Raw genomic sequence first — 21181 nt, 5'->3', positions numbered from 1 at the left:
GGCGCTGACCCGGACCCGCCGGCTCCACCGGGCCTCCGGCGGTAGCGTGGATGCCAGGGCCGCCGCCGTCTCGGACGGGTCCGCCATGGTGTTCTCCACCACCGGATCCTCCCGGTACCCGCGGTGGTGGACCTGGATACTGCCCACCAGGGTGGTGATGCTGTTGCGGACCATCTGGTCGCCCACGCCTTCCATGAGGGCGCCGATGAAGATCATGCTGAACACGCCGACGCAAACGGCGGTGAGGATCACCAGGGTCCGCCGGGGGTTCCGCCAGAGGTTCCGCCAGGCCAGCCGAAGCACCATTATCCCTTGGCCTCCCTTCCCTCAGGCATCGTTCATGGCTCTCACGGGGGTGAGCCGCCGCACCCGCAGGGCCGGCCAGAGGGCCGCCCAGAAGGTGATGAAACAGACCAGAAGCGGCCCGATCAACAGCGACGGCAGGGACAGGACAGGATGCATCCGGCCCGGAATGCCGTACTGCCGCAGGATATCGGACGCACTGCCGAAATCGATCCCCACGGACTGGAAGTAGCGGGTCACGACGCCGCCCAGGAGCATCCCCAACGCCATGCCCATGAGGGTCATCATCATGGATTCCGTCAGCAGCAGCCGGGTCAGCCGCCCCGTGGTGGTCCCGATGGCCATGAGGACGCCGAATTCCCGGGTCCGCTCGAAAATGGCCATGAGGAAGGTGTTCATGATGCTGAAAGCCACCACGACAATGAGGAGAAGATAGAAGATCAGGCCGCTGACGAGGTCCAGATAAATCCCCTGGGCCAGCCCGGGCATGAGGGCCTTCCAGTCGAGGACCGCAAGGGGCGGCATCTGTCGTTCGCGGGCCAGGCGGCCCAGTTCCTCCGCAAGGCGCCGCTCCAGGGCGGGCACTTCCCAGATGGAGGGGGCCACCCCGACCACCTCGTGCACCGCCCCATCCATGGCGTACACCTCCTGGAAATAGTCGAGGGGGAGATAGAGGGCGCTGCGGTCGAAGTCGTCCTGGCCGGATGCGAAGGTCCCCTTGACGGTCACGACCGTGGCGGCGATGGAGCCGTCCCGCCCCTGGCCCAGGAGGGTCACGGAATCGCCGACACCGACCCGGAGGTTTCTGGCCAGAAGCGATCCGACCAGGGCTGCGGGGCCGTCGCCGGGGGCCAGGAACGCGCCGTCGCGCACCAGGGTCTGGATGGTCGAGACGCCGGGCTCCCGGGACGGGTCGATACCCGTGACTGAAATCCCGTAGGTCCGGTCGGCCGAGGATGCCAGAGAGAAGGCGGCGGCCCGGAAGGTATAGGCCGTCACCTCGGGAATGGTTTCAAACAGCCGGGCCACGGCTTCAGGATCCGCCACCACCTGCTCGATCTCCCGCTTTTCCTGGTACCCCGGGGCCTGGACCTGGAAATAGCCGGTATGGACCTTGACGGCGGCATTGATCATGGCCTCGTAGGAGCCGAACTGAAAGGAGAGCATGAAGACGAGGAGGGCGCAGGCAAAGGCGATGGCCGCGATGGTCAACAGCGACCGGCGGCGGTTCCGCCAGACGTTCCGCCACGCCATGTTAAGATGAACCGTCATGCCGCCAGCCGCTTCATGGTTGCACGGGGGTGAGGCTGAAAGGATTGTGAGTCAGGGTTCACGCCTCACTTGTACCGAACGGCAACCCCGGTGGCCCACTTTCTATCCCCGCCCCAGCCGTTGATGATGCCCTCCTCGGTGAGGATGACCGCGCTCGCTCCCAATGCCGCCGACTTGCTGCGAATCGCGTTGTGCATCTTGGCCGTCTGGTCGGGCGGAAAGCCCGTGGCGGTAACGGTGCCCAGCTCGTCGTAAGAGCGATTGGGTATGGTCTTCAGGATTTCCACATCGTTGGGATTGGTTTTGTCATAAAACCCTTTTGCGGTTTTGGTGACGTCAACGACGGCGCATCCGGCAAGAAGAGCGATCACGAGGAGTGCCGCGAGGTATCGGAGTTTCATATGCCGTCCCTTCATTTATATTTGATTGCCGTGCCGGTAATCCGGGTATAGGTTTTCGCCTTGCTGTCGCGGCCCGCCCACTCATCGCCCAGGTCATAGCTTCCGCCCAGGATCGCGACGATCACCGCGTCCGCGCCGATCTTTGCGGCGTGCTTGCGCATGTCATTCGGGCTCTCCCCCCGCGACTGAAAATCCGCAATGACGTCGAATTCGCGCGAGGGGGACCGCCACAACAGCTCAACATCCTTTGGCTCCTTGGGTGGATACTTCACTGTGCCGTAATAGCGATTGGCGACATCCGTTGCGCAGCCGGCGAAAAGCAAGACGGCTGCAAGCACGCCGCTGAAAAAATATCTCATTTTAATCTCTCGCATGTTCATCTTTGACAAGGCCCTCTATCCATAAAGATCTCTTGGTGATGCATGAGGGATCTTATAAAGACTGGCCTGACATTTGTCAACGCCTTCCACAAGCGCCTCCCGGTCGGGAAGGCTCAGGGATTACAGGGCATCCATAATGCATCCTCATGCCGGAAGCATTTGAAAATGGGAATCAAAACGGACTGGCCCCATAATACGGCGACGGAACCGTAGGATACGCCCGGAACACATGGCGGAACACATCATCGGCCCGCGCCTTCACGTCGTCTTCCGTGTACTGGTCGACCGGCAGGCCAGTGTCGTCGCTATAGAGAAAATTATGGATGGCCACCCTGACGGCATCCCGAGTCGCCTCCTTGTCGCGCCATTGATCGACCCTGAGCTTCCCCGCCTTCAATTCATTCAGGAGGCTGACGGCGACCTCCTTGATCCGTTTGATATCAGCCGCATTCAGATCCTGCTTCTTGAGGAGATCGAAGACAGAAAGGGATTCCTCATCGAGGCCCTCCCGAACGGCCCGGCTCTCCTCCTCGTCGAGATCATCGACAAACCGAATCAGCTCCTCGAAGGTCTTCTCGATGGTGGCCCGGTCCTTCTCGCGGTTGTATTCCGCCACGATTTTCTCGTAGTGCTCCTGGAAGTCGGTGCGCATCGGGTTCTGTTCGAGCAGACGTCTCAGCCTCCGTTCGATGGCCTGCTTGAGGTTCTGGACGGTCGTATGCTTGGCCTTGCTCCGCTTGAACTCCTTTTGGAGGCGCTCAAAGTCGATCCTGCTGATGTCGTAAGGGGCCTGGTCATCGGCCATCCGGTTGGGCCTTACCTCGATCGCCTCATCCACCAGTCGGTGCAACTGCCGGATGATGTCCGAAATGTCGGCCTGGTCCCGGTCCTGCTGGAGGCTCTTGTAGATGATGTTGATGGCATCGCGGTCGGCCCGGTGTGCATTCACCGCCGGATGATTGATGCAGGCCTTGAACTTCTTGAACACCTCCCGGCACATGATCTCGAAACGCTTGCGGGTCTCGTCGTTCTCGTTGACGGCCTCCTTGCACGCCACGATGGCGGCGTTTCGTTCAAATCCCGTCTTGTGGATGACGTCATCCAGCGAGGCCTTCTGTTTCTCAAGGAATGTCCGCACGAAGCCGATCGCCTCGGCCAGGTCGGCCAGCAGCGCTTCGTTGGGCTTGGCCGGATCGGTCCCGCCGTCTTGATCGTCGGGTTTCGACCCGCCGAAGGTCGCCAGGGCCTTCCGCAGATGTTTGAGGATGCCGCAATAGTCGACGATCAGGCCGTTGTTCTTGCCCTCGTGGACCCGGTTGGCGCGTGCGATGGCCTGCATCAGCGTGTGAGCCTTGAGCGGCTTGTCGAGGTAAAGCGTGGAGAGGCTCGGCACGTCGAACCCGGTCAGCCACATGGCGCAGACAATGGCGATGCGGAAGGGGTGGGCCTCCGCCTTGAAGGCCTCGTCGAGCGGCATCCGCTGCATGTTGCGGAAGCGGGGCTGGGTGCGCATCGACTCGGGCAGATCGATCCCCTCCTTGATGAGCTTTCGGTGCGGGAGAATATCCAGATCCCATTTGCGGAATTTCTCCACCTCGCCCTGCTCCTCGCTGACGACCACCGCCGTGCGGGTCTCCCGCATCCAGTCGATCTGGCGCTGAAGGTAGATCTCCTCCTGCTCGCCTCCGGTTTTGGATCGTTCGCCCTCCAACAAGGCGATCCGCTCATCCCAGCAGGCGGTGACGCGGTGGTGCATCCGCACGCAGGTCACCTTGTCGATGCAGACCAGCATGGCCTTGCCGGTCTCCCAGGCCGTCGAGAAGTGGTTCACGAAATCCCTGGCCACCTGGTCGAGCCGCTTGCCTGCGGTGATGATGTGGTAGTCGCGCTTGAGTTCCTGCTCCAGCCGCTGCTCGACGTCGATCCCGATGATTTCCAGCGCCTCCAGCTTGTCGGCGATGCGCTCATTGAGATCCCCGATGGCCACGCCCAGCTTGTCGCCGCGTGCGTCGTAGTAGAGCGGCACCGTGGCCTTGTCCTCCACCGCCCGCTGGAAATCGTAGGTCGAGACGTATTCGCCGAAGATCCGCCGTGTGATCTCGTCGTCCTTGAACAGGGGGGTCCCGGTGAAGCCGATGTAGCTGGCGTTGGGCAGGGCGTTGCGCATGTTGAGGGCCAGGTTGCCGTACTGGGTGCGGTGCGCCTCGTCGGTGATGACGATGATGTCGTCGCGCGGCGTATAGCCCTCGTCGGGGTCCACTTCCTGGTTGAACTTCTGGATGAGCGAGAAAACGTAGGCCCGGTGCTCCCCCAGGAGCTGGCTCAGGTGCTTCCCGCTGGCGGCCCGGCACGGCTCGCGGTCGTGGTTCACGACACCGCACCCGGCGAACGTCTTGTAGATCTGGGTGTCCAGGTCTTCCCTGTCGGTCAGCACGAGGAAGGTGAAATTGCCGCCGAGCTTGCGCCGGATTTTGCGGGTGAAGACCACCATCGAATAGCTCTTGCCCGCCCCCTGGGTATGCCAGAAGACTCCCAGCCTGCCCTGTCGCGCCTTTCGTTCCCGCACCGAATCGATGGCGCGGTTCACCCCGAGAAACTGGTGGTTTCGGGCAAGGACCTTCCTGACCTCGCCCGATGAATCATCGAACAGGATGAAGTTCTCCACCAGGTCCATCAGGTTCCGCTTGTCGCAGACGCCCTTGAGCAGTGTCTCCATGTCCACCACACCCGGCTCGTCCTCGGCCAGGCGCTTCCAGTCGTGGAAATGGTCCCACTTGCTGGTGATCGAGCCGATCCTGGCCTGTTCCCCGTTGCCGAACATCACGACGGCGTTATGATGGAAGAGGCGCGGGATGGTGTCCCGGTAGTCCGAGAAGTTCTGCTCGAAGGCGGCCTTGAGGTTCTTGTGGATGTTCTTGCACTCCATGAAGAGCAGCGGCAGTCCGTTGACAAAGCCCACGATGTCGGCCCGCCTGCGGTAGAGGTCGCCCCGCACCCACAGCTCGCGAACGCAGAGGAAGTGGTTGTTGGCTGGCTCGTCGAAATCGAACGCCCGCAGTCGATCCCGGACCCGCTCGCCCTTGTCGTTGCGGAATTTAACCTGCACGCCGTCCCGCATCAGGCCGTATTTCTCGCGGTTGGCGGCCACGATGGTCTCCGATGCCACAACGGCGGTGAGCTGCCGCACGGCGTCGTCATAGGCGGCATCGGGAAGGCCCGGATTCAGTTGGGCGAGCTTCCCCCGCAGGATCCGCCGCAGCACCACCTCCTTGTCGGATGAACGTCCCAGCAGGCTGTCCGGCCCGAAGTCCTCGTTGTTGTAAGCATAGACCGCGTCCCAGCCGAGCTGCTGCTCCAGATATAGGGCGGTGGTCTGCTGAACGAGGGTGTCTTCGGTGTAGGGGGCGGGTGTCATCTCAGCCAAGGCTCCAGCATATTATTTTCCTCTTTTCAACACGATTCACCATGCGTCAATATTACAACAAATATTATTTTCAGTGTGTTAGAGAAATTTTCGACGAAAGTTATCAACGCATATCGCGTATTGGGAAAGAGTACGTCGATAATCTTGATTATCTCGGCCAGTATCTCCGACCACGTTTATCTCCTTCAGGTCGTATTTTTCCCTTGTCACAGAGACGGTCCAACGCGAGTTTGACCTGCCGGCGCTTGATTTCCGGCCCTATCCTTTCGTGGATCTCGCCGATCGCCGAGGCTGGGTAACGGGCGACATCCTCAAGGACAAGGGCGTCCAACCGGTGCGGTTCGATCCGGGCCAGGCTCGTCTGGCTGGGAAAATCCAGCCGCCGCAGAAATTCGGGCTCCACGAAATAGCGAGTGCCCTTGGTCCGCCCTGTCTGTCGCACAATGCCGATATCCGGAAGGCGGCCAATCCAGAAAGCAATCTCGACACCATCCGAAAGCTCCAAGGCATCGGCGAGTTCCCGAGCGGTCATGCCTTCGCTCTGGGCCAACAGACCGAGTGCGATTCGCTCACGCTGCCTGAGTTGATAGGTCTGGTCCGCTTTCATCAGAAAGTCGATAACCTCCGGCTTCACAATACGCTTTTCAACCACCACCTTCACATAGTCAGGCCCCTCGAAAAGCTTCGGCAAGGGGCGGCCCTGCGAAAGGAGCACCTCGTAAACCAGATCATAGCCGCTGCCCTCGCGCTCCATCAGCCCAAGGTCGTGGAATACCCGGGCAAGTTCATTATTGCGCCGGACAGATTGGTGCAGGATGTTCTGCGGGGTGACCCCGAACGGCAGCAGACCGGGATTGACCACTTCCAGTCGGTCAGGATGAAGGTTCAGATAGATGTCCCCTCGCTGGGTGTATGGCCGGTGGACCAGGGCGTTGACCAGAAGCTCACGAACGATGCGGCCATCGTAGACGGGGATATGCTGGCGAAACAGTCCGTCTGGAAATTCGTAGGTTTCCCGAAAATCAGGGACATCACGCCATACGGCATCGATCAGTTGCATCGGGGTTAGGGTATGGTCATCCCAGAGGATCTTATTGACCTTGCGCCCGGTCTCATCGTATTTGATGAACTGAATGACGGGCGCCGTCCCCAGTCGGGCACGCGCCTCGCGGCGGCCTATGCAGAGGATGCCAAGATTCGTCAGGTGAGGCCCGATGGCCAGGTAGTAGTGATTGAACAGCTCTTCGTCGCTCTTTTCCTTGACGGAAGCCTTGACCCGGTCGGAGGTGCGGATTCCGGCGACGAAGTCCGCATGCAGGGAAGGATCAAATTCGCTTCGCGGCAGCCTCAAGGAGGTCAAGGTCTCCCAGGGCTGGGCACTGCGCTCCTCCAGCAGGCGTTGCACATCTTCGCCGACCAGCGGTTTGCAGGCGTCGCCCACGCGCAGATAAAACCGCCCATCGGTTGTCGAGGACGGGGAAGCGGAACGCGAAACCGTGATCTCCAGGTATTCTCCGCCTGTCGTCTCCGAACGGCGAGGTTGCACGGCTATCGTCACGTTGACCGTCAGTTCGCCGATCCGGGCGCGAACCTTTTCGATCAACCCAGCCGGAATACGCTGTTCCGCCGGGGGCTCGCTGTCGCCATCCTCAATGCCGATCAGCAACCGCCCGCCATGTGCATTGGCAAAACAGACACAGTCCTTGGCCAACTCCGGCCAGTCGGCGGTTTTGCCCATGATAATCCGCAACGACTTTTTGTCGATGTTCTGGCCTTCGAGGCTCACACCGCCACCTCCCCGTTCATCAGGCGTGGGAGGAGGAGGTCACGGGCTTGGGTGAGGCCACCGATTGCCTTTTGAAGATTATCAATCTGAAGATCTATTGGCAACACATGCTCCATGAACATCCCGGCGGTCCTATCCGGGGCCTGCAACAATTCGACGCCGTAAAGATCCTTCTTCGTGATCGCCGCGAAGATCGCGCCGCCGCCCATCATATCCTCTTTGAAGAAGTGGCTCTTCAGGGCGTAGAAGAGGAGATTCTGCTGACCACGGTTTGATCGGATAGCTGCGAGACCCCGCCCAATAACGATCTTGTCAGGTGTGATGTTTATCCTTCCAACAGGTGCTCGGACGCTGAAAAGGATATCACTCGGATCGGCAAGGCGGTTCAACTCCGTGCAATACGTTTCGTGCGAAGGAAATCTGATCCCAAAATTGGTGACGCCTTGGTGGAAGGGCAGCCCCTTGCTATCCTTGTTGTAATATATTGACTTCGGACTTTGACCCATGGTGATATCTGCGATCTCTCTTAAAGGCTTCCTCTCCCACCCCTCCGGCACCCCATCGACAATCTTGACGTGTTCGTGGCCGGGGAAGCGGAGGCGGACGAACCACTCCTTGTAGAGCAGCCGCGCCGCCTGCTCCAGCAACTGAATCCGCCGCCGGTTGTTTTCGATCAGGTCGTCGTAGGCGGAGAGGACATCGACAATTTCGTCTTGTTTCTTCGTAGGCAGAAGAGAAATTTTCAAGCCGCCAAGAATCTTGGTATTGAGATTGAGCATTGTCGTGCCAACGGCGTTACGCTCAAGCCATTCAATACTATGGCGAAGTCCAAGATAATAGAAAAGGAACTTGGAACGTAGTCTTTCTTCAGGAGGTTCAATCTTGATACACCCGGTCCCGCAAAGGAATCCAGCCTGTTCTTCGTTTATGTAAGCACACTTGCTGATTTCCCCTCGCCGTGGAAAGACCACGGAGCCAGCCTTCAACAAATGGCGTGACAACTGGCTAGCTTTGTTTTCAGGGATTCGGGCTATCCCACTTTCGTCAACTCGACCATTTCGAATGTCCTTGGGCATCACCACAGGAATGCCTTCTTCTGAGTAGTCGTGCTGATGCAACTGAGAGCCGAATGGGCCAGTCTGAATCAAGCCACCCCACTCTTCGACGATTGCGCTGAGTGGTGAAGCGTTCATACCCCCAGCTCCTCGAAGTTCCGCTTGATCGCCGCCGCCAGCCTTACCGCCTCGGCGTTGAGGTCCTCCAATTCCACATGGATCTCGCGCAGAGTCTCCTCAAAGTCAAAGCCCTCCTCCTCCGCTTCGGGGGCGACGCCGACGTAACGGCCGGGGGTGAGGCTCCAGTCGTTGGCCTCGATCTCTGCCCGTTCCACCAGCTTGACCAACCCCTCCACGTCGCAAAGCTCGGCATCTGGGAACCGATCGGTGAGCCAGTGGGCCTGCTTCCAGAAATAACGAACCTGCTTGAGCTGCTCGACCGCCCGTTGCCGGGCCTCGTCGGTGGCCTTGCGGGCACGGGTGACGTCCCGGCTGTTCCATTGGTCGCTCTGCCTGGCCTCGCAGGCCTTCTCGCAGGTCTCGATGAGGCGGGCAGCCAGCTTGTAGAGCAGATCGGTCTGTTTGACGAGGTTTCGGCTCGATTCGGCCAAGGGGGCGAGGCGGTCGACGGCCTTCTTGAGTTCGCCGTTGGTGGCCTTCTGCTCTTTCCAGGCGTTCTCCTGTTCGGCAAGGGCCTGCTGGAACGACAAGACATCGGTATGGAACGCGGGCAGGGCACCCTCCAGCTCCTGCTGTACCTCGGCGTGGGCCGCACCCTCCCCCAGCGTATCCAGGAAAGGCCTCAAGGCACCGTTCAGGGCATCGAGGGCATCGGCGAAGTCCGGCAGAGGTCGCACGGCCTTACCATCTTCATCACCGTTGAAGCAGGCCGAGCCTTCATCGAGAATGCGCCGGCAATATCCGGAGACCCGGTCGAGGTACCTGTCGGTCTGCCCCCGGTAAAGCCAGACGATGGCCACGAGGTTCTGCTGCTGCTCGGGGCTGAAATCGTAGATCTTGCGGGTGACCTTCCGGTAGACATTGCGGGCGTCGATCATCAGCACCTTGTCTTGGTGGGCCTGGGGCTTGTCCCGGTTGAGGAACCACAGCTCGCAGGGCACGGTGCGGGTATAGAAGAAGTTCGAGCGGATGGCGATCATCACGTCCACGTCTCCGGTCTCCATCAGCTTCTGTCGCACCTTAGCCTCGCCGCCGCCTGCACTCGATGCCTGGGACGACATGACGAAACCGGCCCGGCCCCGCGCGTTCAGGTAGCTGTAGAAATAGCTGATCCAGACGTAGTTGCCGTTGGAGACCTTGTCCTTCTTGTTGACGCCCGGCAGGCCGAACGGCAGGCGCGGGTCTGTCTTGACCTTGTCGGCGTCGATCTCGTCCACGTTGAACGGCGGGTTGGCCATCACAAAGTCAGCCTTGCCGACCAGCTCGTGGGGATCTTCGTAGTAGGTGATCGCCTTCTGGATATCGCCTTCAAGGCCATGGACGGCCAGGTTCATCTTGGCCAGGCGGATGGTGGTGGCGTTCTTCTCCAGGCCCCGGAAGGTAAGCCGCTCGGTGGGACGCTGGCCCTGCTCCTCCACGATGCGAGCGCTCTGCACGAACATGCCGCCCGATCCGCAGGCCGGATCCAGCACCGTGCCGTGATCGGGGTCGAGCACATGGGCGATCAGGGAAACCAGGGAGATGGGCGTGAAGAACTCCCCGCCGTCATGGGCCTTCTGATCGGCAAATTGGGTCAGGAAATATTCGTAGATGCGTCCGAAGACGTCGCCCGAGACCTTCTTCAGTTCGTCGGGATTGAGCGTGCGCAGGAGCTGGCCGAGGACGTCGTTGTCCAACTCCTGGTATTCACCCTTGGGCAACACGCCCCGCAGGTTCTCGTAGTCCGCCTCGATGGAATCCATCGCCTCGATGATGGCCTTGGAACGATCCACGCTGTCGGGCAGGGCCACGAGGGTATCGAACCGGGCCTTGGGCTGAAGGAAGATCGCACCTTGCTGCGAGAAGTCCTCCTTGGTCAGGGGCCGGGGCTTGCCGCCGCGTTTGGGCAGGTTGGTCTCGATCCTGTCTTTCACCGCCAGGAAGCGGCTGTAGGCATGCCGCAGGAACACCAAGCCCATGACAGGCAGGAAATATTCGTTGCTGGCGTAATTGGAGTTGGCGCGCAGGGTATCCGCCGCGCCCCAGAGTCGTTTCTCAATTGCTTCGATGTGCTCTAACTGGGCCAACTTCACTCCGTTCGGTTTCAACCATGGAAAGCGCAAGTCGCGCGGATAGTGGATGATATAAGATTTTGTTGATTGGTGTCAAAAGATATGACCGAAATTTTGAAACAGATGCCGTTTCAGCCGTGCCTTTGGAATCGTGAAATCAGGGGCTTTGTACAATCACTTTGTACAAACAGCCCAAACACGGCAGAAACTGAAAATTTGAGGCGGGTCCGGTGGGTTTGGTTCGACCCAAATAAAAAAGCTTTCAGGCAGTTACCCGAAAGCTTTGTCGATGAGACTATAAAACTAATATTTTAACATATTGCTATTTAACAATATTTTATATTTTTAAAAATCGAAATACCCCCAAATATACCCCCAAAAAAATTCCCACCTCCCAGCATCTTATTTTTCGTAGCCCCCTCACCTGCATCGACCTCTTCTGAATCCAGGTCACCACAAAATCAATATTTGTGTCGGTATCCTTAAGAAAGTCGGTTTCAGAATGCCCAAGTTTAGGATCATTAAGGTAGAATTGTCTCGAAAAAAAATCGGCATCACAGATTTTTTCACAACGGTGTCTACTGTCAGTTAGGGCTCCAAAAGAAGCGTGGCGCCATTTGTAAAGTAAAGTGGATTGAGATCGCTCTGTCGGAGCCTACTTCGATCAGCTCGGGTCGTTCCCCTAAGGCCCATCTTTATCTCATCAGCCGAACCGCCAGGTACTTAACCCGTTCGTTCATCCGGTGGCGTGTGAGGGTGGAGCCGCGAGGCTATTCCCTATCCCGATAAGGAGTTGATTCTGATCGGGAAGCCGACTCGGCTTGTCATGGGGTATCTCGTGCTGCCCAGTCAGATCAAACCTTATGGGTTCGTCGGCATCTCGTCTGACGCTCCACTAGGTTCCCGCTCCGTTGAGGTGACCGATACTCGGTCGACGCTCCACTTGGCGAGGCTGCATTTCCCGGCTCAGATGGTCAATGAGTAATTTAAAATCACGATCAGTTCACGAAGCTTCGACGGCAACGGCGCCGACAGCACTAATGGAGTCGCCAGCGCCACCCCGTTCACCGACGAAGCAAGAAGGCCTGACAGCTCGGCTTCTGGAGCAGGGTTCAGAGTCACGACATTTCCGCCGACGGTAATCGCATAGCCTGCAGGAGCGCCGTCAACGCGCGCAATGATGCGCGCAACGCTTATGGAAGCAGCGTGGCCGCTGGTGAAGTACGGCAAGTCATCAGCAGAGACCTCTAACGTGGCGCTGCCGGCAGTAGTCAAGTGGTTCCACACATCGGGCCTGTCGCGTCGAAGGTCGATGGCCTGAAATAGACCCGTTCGCCCCGTCTTCAGTGCGAGTACGTTCAGCCGTTCGCGCAGGGTATTGGCTGCCAGGGTACGCAAGGCACCACCACCGTCGCGGGCGGTGTATCGAAAATGGAGCACCACGTCGGAAATCGTCCCATAATCAAAGGGTCGCAAGGTCGGCGGGAGTTCCAAAATGTAGGTGCCGATCACCCCGCTACCCTCGAACGGCAGGTAGCGTTCATCGTCGAAGTTCAGATTGAACAGACCCGCATCATCTTGGCCGCGGCTCAGCGCGATGGACTGGATCGCGCCAACGTTGTAGCGGAATCGTGAGTCTCCATCGGGATTCTCTGCATAGGCAAAAACGTCGGGGTTCTCGCCAGAGGGAGCTGGGTCGGCTCTGCGCCCCGTCTCAACACGAATCCGATTGGATGTCTGCGTGAGCTTCAGCGGGACCGAACTATAGGGACCCGCGACACAGGGCACAGTGATACTCAATGCCTTGATACGGCGGAAGTAGTGACCGGGATGGTGCAGATCGAACACCGCTTCGGGCACCTGAATCACACAGCGACCCGACATCCGGAGTTCGGTTAGCGCCGTCGGGTCAAGGCGCGCGAGTGAAAGGTGCTCGGTCAGTTCACGCTCACGCACGTTCCGCTGCAAGTAGGCGCTGTCCATGCGCCGGAGATCCGCAATGAGATTCTCGGCGGCGAGCAGTCCGCGGCGCGTGTCATTCCACTGGCCTGCACGCACGAATGATTCGATTGCACCGAGTTCGAAGTTGAAACAACGTTCTGCTGCGCGCGCCGCCTCGAAGGCCAAGTTGAAGACTTGACGCGAGAGTCCGCGCAGTTGTCCAGCAAGCCAATCGAACAGCTCTCGGTTAGTGAACTTGGTACGCAGGTACGCCTCTTCCGCCGCACTTTGCTGGCGGCGTATCCCATGCACGCGGAGTTGCTCGCTGGCTATGGTCTGCCGAATCTGCGCAATCTTGATTTCGATGTCCGCGCGCTCCATTTCGCGCTGGGCAACGCGTGCGCTGTTCTGCCAATCCTCCTGCCGGACCAAGTAGTTGCCCTGCTGGCTGAGCATACTGCCCGCTTTGTCAAGCGCTCCGGCAGTAGCCGTGATCGCACCCACCATCGCATCGCGTGCAGCTTGGGAAATCTGGTCGCCGCCAGTCTGTGCGTTGGCAGTTGGAGAGCCACCAAAGCCTGCAGCACCGATCATGAATTTGGGAATCAGCGCAAGGCCTCCGGCAGCTATATAACCAACCGCCATAACCACTTGCAACGCAAACGACGCGGCATAACTCGCGGTCGCCGCGATCTCCCAAGCGTTCATGTAGGGCCGCCCAGCGTAGAACGTCTGGGCTTCCTGATGCATCTGTCGGTTCTTCTGTGCGCTCTCGATCGCCTTACCAGCGGCGAGCAGCTCTTGTTGCAGCGCCGTGGTCTGTTCCTTCAGGAGCTGCCCTTCATGTTCAGCCTTGAGTCGTTGCAGACCCTCGCCATCGCGCGCTGTCAATGTCTGTTCAAGCTTCTGCGAGAAGGCGGCAGCCACATCAGCCAATTCGATCGCGTGCCGCAGCATGACGCGGAAACGATACGGAGGACGCGGTGCGCTCAGGCTGCTTAGGACCGCCGACACCGACAGACCGGACGCTACAGCCTGAATCAACGCTTCGACTGAAAGCGCCGGCGCAAACAGTGACAATTCCCGTTCGACGCCGTCGATGGTTCGACTGTTGCGCAGGTTGAATTGCCGCTCCTCGAGCTTGTCCCACAACTCGTAGAGCTTGTCGCTCGGCGGGATGCAGAAATACAGGCTCTCCAGCGAGAGCGGCGGTGGGGGAAGCTCGGCGCCGCCGTGTGGCAAGACCGACAGGTCGGGCAGCAGGTTCTCAAGGCGGCAAAGTGCATTGCCAAACAGGTCGAGCCGCGCTTCGAGTTGGTTATACGTCTCTGGCGGTACCTCTACGGACGGAGGAACAATTTGTGGACGAGACCCAAGCAGCCGCTCCGCTCTGGAGTAATCGAGCGATGCCATCACCAGATCCTCGAGCTGGTCGCGACGGAAATACGCGTCGCCCCGGCCAATGAACAGTCTTGCGGACAAATGAACGATGGCCTGCTGGAATGCGACCGTCCGCGAGCGAGCAACCAAATATGGCTTGAACGGGCTGCGACGCCACTCCAAGACTGCATCGGCGAGCTCGGTCTCGGCGGCGCCATTGGGATCATGAGCAAGCCGGTCCATGATCGCAGTCACCATCTGTCGGCCATAGTCTGCCGCCGTGCGGAGATAGAAAGGCTTGGTGTTCCAGTAGCGCTTGGGGGCTGGGTCGTTGGACGAGCCCCGAGGGTCAAACACGTAACGCAACCAGGTCTCCGCAGCATCGAAGCTCTCGACCGTGTCCTCCTCCATCAATTTGGATGCAATCATGTGCGGCGCGTGAAAAGTCAGCTCCCAGTTGATGTCGGCGTAGGCGCTGCCGCGATCAAATTCCATCTCCTCCTTGGGATACGGCGGCAGGATGATGGGGTCGGGCGCGTAGCCGGTGACGGCATCCTCAAAGCGGAAACTACCCACTTCGAGTTGCGTCTTGCGAGCAAGCAGTGCTGGCACACCGCCTTGAAAGAAGCGCTCGCGCAGACGGCAGGCCATCGGGTGGTAGAAGTTGCACACGACGATGCCGAACTGCGTGTGTCGATAGCTATCGAACTCCTGCAGGATGCGGGCATACTCCGGGTCAGCCAACAGTTGTGCAATAACCGCCTGCCTTTCCGCGTCAGTCTGCGCAGCGGCCCAGAGTTGCAGGTACTTTGTGATGAGTGCCACGACATCAACGAACAACTGCCTGATGTTCGTGAATGTCTTGATGGTGCTCCGCTCCCTCGTCTCGCGATTGATCGCGCCATAGAAGCCGGGGATCAGCACATAGCCGTGGCGATTGTCCTCGAAGAAGAACGGCATGAATGTGCCGAAGACGAGATTCGTTAGCTCGCGGTACTTGTACTTGGCGGCGTACAGTAAGGTTGACAGGAACCGGTCTATTTCCGACGCCTGGAACGGATAGCTCACCCGGAAGATTGCAGGCGTTTGGCCGAATGTCTTGCCAAATAGCGTCGAGAAGTTCGCGCCGCTGAACACACCCTGCAACGCAAGCTGATCGTCGCTGTCCTGATTCTGTTCGACCAATCGTTGACCACGTAACCGGGTATCTTTGAAACGCGGCAAAAAGTTGAACGATGGTCCACTTGACTGGCGTGCCTCGGGATAGCCTTTGCAACCGGTCAGCAGAAAGCTGCCAATGCGATACGGATACGCGTTCGCATCCCACACCCAGAACACATCGAGGGTGAAGTTTTCGGGGTCAGGTGACACGCTAAGAACAATGTCCTTCTTGTCCAACGACCATGTCTTCGTTGGCGTTGCGACGGGATCAACCGATACACGTCTTGGTAACCATTTCTTGCCCGTGTACTCACTTACCGCCAGACTGATCTCGGACCAACGCCGGGACTTCGGAAGATCCTGTGCACCACTGGCCGGTTGCGGGTAGGTCGCCTGTTGCTGATCGTCCCCCTTTTCCACGAACGTGGCCCAGGCCAGATAGAGCCGCTTGTTGCGGAAAAAAGCAATCAAGTGCTCGCCAGCGATGTCCAAGTCGATCTTGCGCCAGGAAGTCCAAACGCGCTCGCGCTGCAACATGCGGTGGAAGTAGGTGCGCGGCTCGCCGCCCTTGGTGGCCGCGAAGACGTGCAGGTTCTGCGCATCGAAGTCGTAGCAGGTCGCCAGCACGTCGAGAAAGGCGATCTGATCCAGCCGATCCAGGTAGCCCTCGAAGGCAGCCGAGGTGTTCTCGTCATTGATTTCGTTCTGGAGCAACGCCGTCTCGAAGTCGGCGAAACCTTCGGTCTTGTCGTCGCGCCATTCAGGCCGGAGGTAGTAGTGGGCTTCGACGAAGACCTTCCGCCCCACTTCCCAGACGCGGTAGTTCTTCATCCAATCCCACCACCTCCAGTCGGCGTCGCCGTCGAGGTCCGTAACTGCCGTGGGTTCCAGCCCTTCGATACAGCGACGGATGAACAGTTGGAGGGTGGAATGCGCTTGCACCAATCTTGACGACGGCATCTTGGCCGACCACTCGGTGTCCGTGAGGAAGTAGTCATAGAGGTCCGCCCTGCTCTTCAACGCGGGGTTGGCGGCAAGCAGGTAGGCCACGAGAGCGTCGCGCTTGCGTTCGCGAATGGGGTCCATCAGCGCCTTGAGCGCACCCAGCCAGTCGACAGGGTTGTATCGGGCGCGGAGCAGGCGGCGGGCATTGCGACGATCGGCATCGGTGAGGTTCTCGGCACAGTAAGCCACCGCCTCGGCCAGCGATACGCCGAGCTGATGCATCAAGGCCACCGCCCTTTCCGTCACGCTCCACGTCGACGGCCGCCGGTAGTCGGCCATCACCCAGGCCAGGCGAGTGTCAACATAGCCTAGCAGCGTGCGAGGCCATCCGCTCAAGATTGAAAGGGCATCGAGCAGTGGGCCTTTGGCCGGCCCGGCACCCAATGCCATCTCGAACACCGACAGTGCCGAGACCGTCTGGTCGGGTTGCCCTGGTACATCCGTCGCCGGGTATCGCTTGATGAGCGCAAACGCGTCCACCAACGACAACCAATCGGCAAGGGCCACTATGGCTGCAGCCGGCGCCGGGCTGGGTCCCTCGAACGGCGTCCCGTCCAATGCCAACCAGCCCAGTGTGGCGGCATTCTTCAGCATGAAGGCTACCGTCTCGGGTGCTGGTTCGAACGGAGCGATCAATCCGGCCACGACATGGGCCAGGCGCAGGGCCCGATAGAGGTCGGGCGTGCTTGCCGGGCTCAACACAACTGCCGGATTCGCCAAGGCGCCTTGGGTAAGCAAATCGGCCAGCGGCGTCGGGACTGCGCCAATCATAAGGCGGACACCACGCAGCAGCACCTCCCCCATCTCGCCGCTCACGCGCAACAGTGCCGATAACGCGCTGCTGGCCGCAGCGGAGGCGGCATCCCGCCGCGCGCTGTCGCACAGGCCCAGCATCAGCGCCTGCAGAAGCGCCTTGCGTGGCGCATCAGCCCCAGGGGCGGCGACAACGGCATCGATGGCGGCCTTGATCGCCACACCATCGACTCGATCTGCCAGGGGGCCATCGATCACTGCCTTGGCCGCGTTACCAATGGCTGCGGTTGGCGTGTCGGTACGGATCAGTTCACTCAACGCAGCGATTGCCGCAGCGTCGAGCGACGGCTGTTTCTGGAGCAGCGCCTCGAATGCGCCGATCTGTTCGAAAGCCGTGAGGCTGGCGTTGTACGGCGAGCGATTGGCCTCTGACGCGGTGACAAGTGCCGTGCGGAATCCTTGCAATGACGGGGTGATCGCGACGTCAGCCAGGTCCCACACCGCTAGGTTTGCAGCACGCCGTGCCAGGCGATATTCGAGTTCAGGGATCGGAACACCCGCCGCATCGACGCGGCGGGCCGCATCGGCTAGCGCCAATAGATTCGTCACGCTGGCCAGCGGATCGATGGCGCAAAACCGCTCCAAGCCCAGGTAGTCAGCGACCTTCAGCCCGAGCGCCCGTGCCAACCCCACGCGACCGTTGATCGCCGCCAGTCCGATAGCGGTAAGCGGGGGATTAACGCCTAACAGCGCCGCGACGCTGAGGTGACTCAGCAAAAGCTGCAGATCCGCTGCGGTGACGCCGAAGGCAAGCGCCATGTCCGCGACGATAAGCGGATCAGAAAGGCGTTGTCCGCTGCCAGGCACCGCGATTTCCGAGGCCTCGTTGGCGGCAACGGCGGCGGCTGTGAGTCCGGGATATAGAGGGCCGGTAGCAGCCGGGTTCTGAAACAGCAGCGCGTGCTCGGAAGGATCACCGTCAGTCGGGATGCGGTCCAGCCATGTGATGAGCCGGCCAACATCCACCTTCAGATCCGCAGCCAGGCGTTGCAACTCCGGCAACGCTCGCAGCGCGGCGTCACCCAGGTCGGACGCACCCAGGCTCGGCGCGAAGGCCAGCCGATCGATGTCTCGCACGCTCAAGCCGGTGCGGCGGGCCAACCGCAGTACGCGGTGCATCCGGTCGAGCACCGTGTCGTCGAGATTGACGATCTCCTTGGCTGAGAGGTTGCAGGTGTTGTCCAAGTGACGGATGTAGAGATCTACGCCGCTGCGTACCCACGCGCCCTTCAGCAGCGCCTCGACCTCCGTGTAGACAAGCCCGGTGCGGGAAGTGAAGACGTCGAGCATGCGCATCGCGTTGGCAGCCGCCGGCCCGGCCACACCCCAGATCACAGGCTGATCAGCCACGGAGGCCGAGAAGATGAGGCTTCTTTCGGACGCCGAGATCCCCAAGCCCTCGCCGGCGATCACATTGGTACTGGGGACGCCACCGGCTGCCAGCGCACGCATCAGGTCTGCGCGCTCGACACCAGCAGCACTGAGGAATGCGCGTGTTTCCGCGTGGAAGAAGTCGAACGGCAAACCGAAGGCGGCCTTGCCCGCGGCCAACGCTACGTAGGCCGCGGTATTGACGTACTCGGGCGAGGCGGCACGCTCTTCCGGACTTCCGTGGGTTTGGCGCAGGCGACGCAACTTCCAGTTGGGCCCCGGACCATCGACCGCGACGGTGATGCCCTTGTCGCGCAGCATGAAGCGGCTGCCGGTGTAAGGCCCGTAGATGATTGCATCGTCACCGACCTCCAGTCCTTGGGCACGGATCGCGACAAGGATTCCGGCCGAGGCCTTGCCAGCGGCCACAGCTCCGTTGAAGCCGAACCCCGGATCGGGCGCCACTGCTTCTTCGAGCAGCTCGCACACAATGTCGATGTGCGGCACCGGTACTTCGGCGTTCTCGCAATTCAGATCGATCTCACCGATGTCGGGGCGGCGCTTGAACAGTTCGTCCTTGGCGGTCTTAGTGCTCGTAACCGCAGTGTTCTTCTTGTCGAACACCAGCCGGTTGCGCAGAAAGCGCATTACATCGGCAAAGTAGGCCGCCGGGCCATAGATCGACCGGCAATGGCGACAGGCGCAAACGTCGGTAGAGCCGAACAGCGACTTCAGATCGGGTTGCTCGGCGACGATGCGCTCGATCTGCTTGGACAGCAGGTGCGCCGACTCGCCTTCTAGCGCGGAGGGCAATCTCAGCGTACGCAGGTTGGTCGCCACCATGACCGCGGCCAAGTTCTGGTTGGCGGCAATTTCGAAGGTCTTCGTCGCTTCAGCGGTGCTCATGCCTGCACTGCGGCGGGCTTCAGCCACGAAGCGGGGCTTTCCCGCCGCCACGATATCGGCCGAGGCCCGGTAGCCGGCTGCGATCAAACCTTCCGTCTTGCGGTAGTCTCCGGTGAGCCGGAACATGCGCTGCACCTTCTCGATATCCGCCACCACCTCGGGTTCGACGGTCTTCAAGTCGACGCCTGCCGACTTCAAGAACGGTTGCAGCTTGTGCTGCCCCAGCTCGAAATCGGGATGAGCATCGAAGAAGGCGACGACCTTCTCGTGGTTCGCCACCGCTTTCGGCTTGCGGCGGGCGAGCTGCGCAGAGAACGCCGCAGTTGGAAAGCGCTTCTCGAACCTGCGCACGATCGCGGAAGCCTGACGTCGCGCCAGCTTGGGATCGACAGCCTTGCCACTCATGCGAACGTTGCCGCGTTCGATGAGCTCCGACCAGTCCTTGCGCTCGAGCTGCGCCAGCTTCCGCACCTTCTCTGGCGCGTCGGCACCCAGGCCCTGAGTCACTTCTTCGACCAGACCAACGTTGAAACCCAGAAGATCGGCCAACTGAAGCCGCGCTGCTGCGGCGGGCTTGGCTGCGGCCGCGAACAGGCCCTGCGCATCGAGACGCTCGAACAGCTTGGGTAGATCGCCGATATCGTGTGGGCCAAGTGCGTCGAGCAAGTCCTGCGCCCTGCCATCGACGAGCAGGTCATCCACCACGTCCAGGATGCGCCTCGGCAGCGCCTGCTGGACATAGGCCAGTGCGTCCTGCCGCCAACGCTGCAAGCGCTCGTGAATCTTGTTAACCCGCTTCAGCAGATCTGGGTTAACCAGGTGCCTGCGCACAGCGCGCTGCAGTGCCGCCTTGGCCGCATCGGCCTGAAGCAGCACGGCTTCGTACAGCACGGCACGCGTGTTGGTGCCAAGGTCTACCGGTGTGAGCACCGCACGCGGTCTGTCCGGGCCGACGCCGAACAGGCCGTCCTCCCGCAACAGCGCGTAGAAGTACTCGGCCGGCAGTTTCGTTTCACCTTCCACACGGTGCGCCACGACGAAGTGCGCCAAACGGTCGAAGTCGATTCCGCTCTCCCGTGCGAGGAAATCCCCCTCGTCAGAAGCCGGGTCACGACCGATGTCGGCCACCGGCACCTCGCCGATCAGCGGCTGGAACGCGGCAGCGATACGCGCAAACTCCGATGACACGGCGCCCTCGGGCAAGCTCACCGTCACATCTATGCGCGCCTCGACCGGCGCGTTCATCACCACGTCTCGGCTAGTCGGCTTTAGCAAGAGCGTCTCGCCATCCGCGGCGAAGACGCGGACACCGACATCGGCAGACCCCTTCTCCGCACGCACGGCGTCGGCGGCGCAGTACGCGATACGGTAACGACCCTGATCGTCGGTACGCGCTTCGCCCAGCACCTGTTCAGCGCGGAAATCGCGATCAATGGCCACGACGCGCAAATTCGGTACCGGTGTGCCATCGGTGAGGGTCACGCTGCCCTGCACCGTGCGTGGCAGTTTCCTTCCTTCCTGCCACAGTCGGTCGAGCGCCTCCCGATCGAGACCGGATTCAGTCGGCAGTCCGTGCCGCTGCTTCCAGTGAGACACGGCTTCGGCCGTCGTGGGCCCGAAGTGCTGCTCGCGCAGTTCCACTGATGATATGTGCAGGCCCAATTCGGTAAGAATGGTCTGCGTCTGAGCAACGTCGGCACCCCGGGCGCCTGGATGCAGGGGAAACTGAAACTGGGTCCTTTGCGGGGTCAT

8 protein-coding genes and 1 pseudogene are annotated in these 21181 nt (G+C 60.4%); all 9 read right to left on the bottom strand.

Going from position 1 to position 21181, the window contains the following annotated elements:
- Positions 1-306 (bottom strand): annotated as a pseudogene (locus ACEW8N_RS05125) (ABC transporter permease); the annotation flags it as partial.
- A 21-nt stretch (positions 307-327) separates the two neighbouring features.
- Entirely contained in the window at positions 328-1575 is a 1248-nt protein-coding gene (locus ACEW8N_RS05120) for an ABC transporter permease (RefSeq protein ID WP_373498730.1), read from the bottom strand.
- A 65-nt stretch (positions 1576-1640) separates the two neighbouring features.
- Positions 1641-1976 carry a hypothetical protein gene (locus tag ACEW8N_RS05115; protein WP_373498729.1) on the bottom strand — a complete coding sequence of 112 codons (336 nt, stop codon included), beginning with the start codon at positions 1974-1976 and terminating at the stop codon, positions 1641-1643.
- Positions 1977-1987: 11 nt separating this feature from the next.
- A complete protein-coding gene (locus tag ACEW8N_RS05110; RefSeq protein ID WP_373498728.1) occupies positions 1988-2335 on the bottom strand; it encodes a hypothetical protein in 348 nt (115 codons plus the stop codon).
- Between the two features lie 193 nt (positions 2336-2528).
- Positions 2529-5771 carry a type I restriction endonuclease subunit R gene (locus tag ACEW8N_RS05105; RefSeq protein ID WP_373498727.1) on the bottom strand — a complete coding sequence of 1081 codons (3243 nt, stop codon included), beginning with the start codon at positions 5769-5771 and terminating at the stop codon, positions 2529-2531.
- 157 nt (positions 5772-5928) lie between these two features.
- The gene (locus tag ACEW8N_RS05100; protein ID WP_373498726.1) at positions 5929-7566 is read right to left on the bottom strand and encodes an ATP-binding protein; all 1638 of its coding nucleotides are present in this window, start codon (positions 7564-7566) and stop codon (positions 5929-5931) included.
- On the bottom strand, positions 7563-8759 hold the full coding sequence (locus ACEW8N_RS05095) for a restriction endonuclease subunit S (protein ID WP_373498725.1): 1197 nt from the start codon (positions 8757-8759) through the stop codon (positions 7563-7565). The genes ACEW8N_RS05100 and ACEW8N_RS05095 overlap by 4 nt, the downstream gene beginning before the upstream one ends.
- A complete protein-coding gene (locus tag ACEW8N_RS05090; protein ID WP_373498724.1) occupies positions 8756-10867 on the bottom strand; it encodes an N-6 DNA methylase in 2112 nt (703 codons plus the stop codon). Before ACEW8N_RS05090 ends, ACEW8N_RS05095 begins: the two co-directional genes overlap by 4 nt.
- 951 nt (positions 10868-11818) lie before the next feature.
- Positions 11819-21181, bottom strand: a complete 9363-nt coding sequence (locus ACEW8N_RS05085) for a neuraminidase-like domain-containing protein (protein WP_373498723.1) — start codon at positions 21179-21181, stop codon at positions 11819-11821.

This window comes from Desulfococcus sp. (assembly GCF_041737845.1).
Classification (GTDB): domain Bacteria; phylum Desulfobacterota; class Desulfobacteria; order Desulfobacterales; family Desulfococcaceae; genus Desulfococcus.
The sequence above is the reverse complement of the archived record's forward strand: the minus strand, read 5'-3'. Positions and strand labels throughout refer to the sequence as shown.

What these genes read in the sequence shown, in the direction of transcription:
- ACEW8N_RS05120 (WP_373498730.1), bottom strand. Translation starts at nt 1,575, where the DNA reads ATGACGGTTCATCTTAACATGGCGTGGCGGAACGTCTGGCGGAACCGC.
- ACEW8N_RS05115 (WP_373498729.1), bottom strand. Translation starts at nt 1,976, where the DNA reads ATGAAACTCCGATACCTCGCGGCACTCCTCGTGATCGCTCTTCTTGCC.
- ACEW8N_RS05110 (WP_373498728.1), bottom strand. Translation starts at nt 2,335, where the DNA reads ATGAGATATTTTTTCAGCGGCGTGCTTGCAGCCGTCTTGCTTTTCGCC.
- ACEW8N_RS05105 (WP_373498727.1), bottom strand. Translation starts at nt 5,771, where the DNA reads ATGACACCCGCCCCCTACACCGAAGACACCCTCGTTCAGCAGACCACC.
- ACEW8N_RS05095 (WP_373498725.1), bottom strand. Translation starts at nt 8,759, where the DNA reads ATGAACGCTTCACCACTCAGCGCAATCGTCGAAGAGTGGGGTGGCTTG.
- ACEW8N_RS05085 (WP_373498723.1), bottom strand. Translation starts at nt 21,181, where the DNA reads ATGACCCCGCAAAGGACCCAGTTTCAGTTTCCCCTGCATCCAGGCGCC.